This window comes from Alicyclobacillus fructus, assembly GCF_017329605.1.
Taxonomy (GTDB): Bacteria; Bacillota; Bacilli; order Alicyclobacillales; family Alicyclobacillaceae; genus Alicyclobacillus; species Alicyclobacillus fructus.
In genome coordinates this window covers 1-4669 of the sequence record NZ_JAFMTY010000050.1, presented here as the reverse complement: position 1 = coordinate 4669, position 4669 = coordinate 1, and the positions used below count along the sequence as shown (strand labels likewise).

The 4669-nt window shown below is 52.5% G+C and carries 2 protein-coding genes and 1 pseudogene; all 3 read left to right on the top strand.

The window, feature by feature from the left end; all coding sequences use genetic code 11:
- The first annotated feature begins 223 nt into the window (after positions 1–223).
- Positions 224–2314 carry a diguanylate cyclase domain-containing protein gene (locus J3481_RS14165; protein ID WP_236011747.1) on the top strand — a complete coding sequence of 697 codons (2091 nt, stop codon included), beginning with the start codon at positions 224–226 and terminating at the stop codon, positions 2312–2314.
- A 7-nt stretch (positions 2315–2321) separates the two neighbouring features.
- Entirely contained in the window at positions 2322–3620 is a 1299-nt protein-coding gene (locus J3481_RS14160) for a methyl-accepting chemotaxis protein (RefSeq protein WP_206832770.1), read from the top strand.
- A 601-nt stretch (positions 3621–4221) separates the two neighbouring features.
- Positions 4222–4669 (top strand): annotated as a pseudogene (locus tag J3481_RS14155) (transposase); the annotation flags it as partial.

The following is a 4669-nucleotide window of genomic DNA, read 5'->3' as shown; positions in this document are numbered from 1 at the left end:
GCGTGAAGACGGTCGATATCGCCCCGAACGGGACAAAGCCGACCGATGTCACACAGTAGACACAAACGGTGAATTTACACCTATTGACGGGACACTACCGCGTTAGCATCATGAAGCAGGGATACCCATGTGTCTTCCAAATTTGGCTGCTCAGACGGTAAACCCACATGTCGGTGTTTTGTGAAGGCTTTGATGATGCAATCACGAAATGGGGCGGGGAAGGTTGTTTGTCCGAGCTGCGATCCATGCTCTGTGGATCTCGTTGGGCGTCATCAGTGCGCTGGAATTTCTAAATATGCGCCAAACATGGTTGCGACGTAAAAATCTTTATGTGCTTCTCGCGGATTGGCTCCCATATGGCATGCTCTGGACATGGCTCGTCTGGATTGATGGTGTCGGCAATGTGGTACTACCCCTCTATACTATTTTATCGGCTGCTCTTCATGATCCGATTGACTGGAAGCGAAGAGCGAGTTTACTCGGGTTACTGGTGCCAGCTGCGGTTTACGGTCTGTATCAGACTATTTCTGTGCAAATCGAAGGTGATGTGCTGATTGCGATAGCGGCCTGTTACATCCTGTTTCGAAGCAGCATTCGGAAATCGTATTGGACGTATGTTGCTGTGACAGGGGTGACTGGAGTTTTCTGTGTTGTGACGATGAATCCATGGTCGCTTAGCACCTTCGTGGAGGCGATGATTGTCTCAGGTGTCTTCGTATTGTACGAGCATGATGCCGTAGCTCGCTCCAGAATCAAAGAAGAACGAGGACGCGATCCTCTCACGGGTTTATCCAACCGTCGCGGCGCTGAGGAATGGATGCGCATGTACGAGGGAATCCATGGCGTAGCGGTTTTGATTGACCTTGACGATTTCAAATTTGTAAACGACTTCTTTGGCCATGATGTCGGAGATGTGGCTTTGCGAAAAGTGGGTTGTTTGCTTTCAGAAGTGTCGCCACCTCAGGGTGTTAGCGTTCGTTGGGGCGGGGATGAGTTTTTGATTCTCGCAGAATATGAGACGGCTGAGGAAGCAAAGCGCTTTGTCGATGGATTGTTTACACAGTTGTGCACCTTGGAAGTGCCGTTGACCGATGGCCGACTTCCCTTGCGTTGTAGTGTAGGTGCTGCGTATGGAAACATCGGCGACACGTTAATTACAGCTGCGGATATGGCATTACTACGTGTGAAGCAGTCGGGCAAGTCAGCCGTTCAGTGGTACCAAGCGGAGGAGACCGAAGGGCGGGAACAACTGCGCGTTGATCAATACGCGTTCCAAAAGGCATTTCATCAACTGACGCAGTACTGTCCCGCGCCTTGTCTTGCGACGGATGTGGAGTTTCGAATTCTTGATGTCAATGAAGCGTATGAACGTGTTTCCGGATATACGCGCCGTGTGTTGCGCGGGCAGAAACCAAGTATCCTCGCTGCGGGTGACTGGAATCGCAAGTGGTATCCAGAGATTCAAGAGACGTTGCAAATGGGCCATGAATGGACTGGCATCCTCCGGAATCAGCGCTCGGACGGGACGATATGGTGCGGGGAGATGATGATTTCGCCCGTTCGTATCGGTGAACTGACAGCTGGTTATTGGTGCATCGTACGCAGAGTCTTCACGGGAGATATGACGCATACAGAGTTGGGAACCGATATCATGTTGGATCAAGAAACGGCGGAATATATGGAAAACATTTTTTTGCAAACGTTGGCCGAGGTTGCCGAATGGGGTGATCCGGAATTACGAGGGCATGTTTTGCGTGTGAGTCGATATACAGAGTGGCTGGCTTCCAGGCTTGCAGAGCGGAACGTGATTGACCCGGGCGACGTTCCTGTCTTATCCGTGGCGAGCATTACGCATGATATTGGCAAAGTGGCGATTGCTCGAGAGATCTTGTTTAAACCGCATACGTTGGATGATGCAGAATATCTGTATGTTCAACGACACACCGAGATAGGTGAACAAATTTTGCAATCTGTGTTGGACAAGTTGGACGACATCCACGTTCGCGCGAAACGCGTGGTTGAGTGTGCGAAGACCATTGCGGGAAGCCATCACGAATGGTGGAACGGAAGCGGATATCCGCGTTCTTTAAAAGGAGATGAGATACCGTTAGCCGGGCGCATCGTCGCCATTGCCGACGTACTTGATGCGTTGTTAAGCCGACGACCTTATAAGGAGCCATGGGCGTTGGATGAAGTTCGGCATTACTTGGAGGCGCAGAGTGGCACTCAATTTGACCCTCAATTTGTATCCGTCCTCCTTGAGGAATGGACAACCTTCGAAGGTCTTGTCAGGGAAGTCAGTCACATGAGGTGAGGCGATTATGAAATCAGACACGAGGAAAAAGTCACAGATTCCATTTTGGCGGCAGGTTCGTGGAGAAGTGACGATATACTGGCTCGGCGCTTCGGCTGGAGCCATTGCGGCAGATCTCGTTATGTTTGGATTGGCTCATCAGACGCGCAACGTTCTGTTGGAATGGAGCTTGATTTCGGTCGTCATACTGATTTTGGTTTTGGCCATTTTGGTTCAAATCCGCCTTCGCATTCTATTTCAACCCATTTCGCTGTTACATGCAGAGATGCGTGCGATGCAGGAGGGCGATCTCGCCGATAGACACCTCACGACGCGCCGTCACACTGATTTGGACGAAGTGGTGTGGGCGCTATCAGTGGCTAAAGCAAACATGCGGGGGATTCTCGAAACCGTGAAACAGGCAGCGCACAATTTGACCCATGCGGCTCAATCCATGACGGAACGTGCGAAACAGACGAGTGAAACATCATCGGCGAATGCCCAGCTCATGAACGAATTGTCGGAGGCTGTGAAACAACAAGCAGGGATTGCACTTGAGACCGAGGCAGCCGTTGATGCAGCGGGGCGCAAGGTGGTTGACATCGAAACGACAGGACAAAGCTTGTTGGGATTGGCTGATCATATTGATACCCAAACAAAACACGGGCGAGATCTCATGCATGTTGCAACGGGTCAAATGGAACTGATATCAAATGACGTTCAAGAGCTGGTATCGAGATCCTCGAAATTACAGTCCGATGCACAGCGAGTTTCGGAAACCATTCAGATAATTGCGCGTATTGCTGATGAAACGTCTCTTCTGGCCCTGAACGCCTCTATTGAAGCTGCGCGCGCGGGAGACGAAGGTCGAGGGTTTGCGGTGGTTGCGGAAGAAGTGCGAAAACTATCGTCTATGGTCAAGGAAGCGTCGAGTCAAATTCGGGATGTGGTGGAACATGTCATGCGTGGCGCGACAGAGAATCGGCAAGCTGCCGATCACGTGGCTGAAGCGGTCCAATCGGGTGTCTCTGCGGTACTGGAAGCATCGCGCGCGTTCTACGCGATTGCGGGAGATGTCGAGCACCAGGTGAATCTCGTGCGTGGGATTGAAGGATTGACCCGTGAAATTCATCGTCAGATGGATACCGTCGAGGAACACATGAAGAATATGGTGATCGGCGTTCAAAGTCAAACCGAACGTGTTCAACATGTCGCTTCCGCCAGTCAAGTGCAGGTAGCCATGATGCAAGAAGTTGAAGCGAATTCATCACTTGTTCAAGACCTAGCGACGGAGCTAGACAGAAGTACCCATCAATTTCGTTGGTAAGTGAACGTCAAATCCCGCCCACCTTGCATTACCCCCAATGCTGTATCAAAGTCGTACATGACGAATAACCCCGCCGGCTCCCCGGCGCGGTGAAAGTCCGCTGCGGGGGTTGGCTGTTACCAACCGCTAGCCAAAGGCAAGGGTGTCCATCGCGAGGTGGAATCTGAAGGAAGCCGGGGGCAAAGCCCCTACCTGAGGATCACGAACCCAAGGGTAAGCATCAATTCGTATCCACATGGCATTCCCCCTCCCACCGCTTGAACATGTCCTCATCAAGCCAGGGGAGGTTTTTTGTATGCGAGAGCACATGTGTCTCACCAGGACCGCCATCTTCTCCGCTACGATCGCGCGATAGTCGAGGGCGTGGCGAATGGCTTTCGCGGTTGGGTGTATCACATGCCTGCGGTGAAAGCGAAGGAAAGCGGCGAGCGGGTCCAAGGCGGAGATTGGGTGGAGCATGTCCTGCGAGTGGCACGTGGAATGAAAAGGTGATCACGGATGTTTTGCCGCCTGCTTTGGTGGGATGAAATGGCTTCGCGCGGTGTTTCCTCGTCGCGAATTTGATGCTACGGCGGTATACTGAGATCACACGGAGGTCACGATGAAACTGGCGCGGAACGCGAATGACATTGTCGCGAAGCACTTGACGAACGCATTGCCGGGCGATGTGCTGTCGGTGATTGGCATTCACGATGTGCACGTCGTACGTGCGTTGCCGACGGAGATTCCGAAGGTCGAAGTGCGGCAGGAATTCACGGACATCATGTTGGAGTTGGCGAACGGGGCGTTGTTGCATCTTGAGTTTCAGACGACGCGAGAACCGGCGTTTTATCGGTTTGCGGCGAATGATCTGGCGATCGCGGAGCGCTATAGGCGCCAGGTTCGAACCGTCATCCTGTACACGGGCGACGTCAAGGAAGCGCCGTCGGAACTGGACGCAGGTAGCTTGTGTTATGCTGTGGAAAACGTATACCTGAACCGGCTGGACGGTGACGGCGTGCTAGAGACCGTGAAACGGCACTTGGCCACACACGAGTGGACTGCGGAAG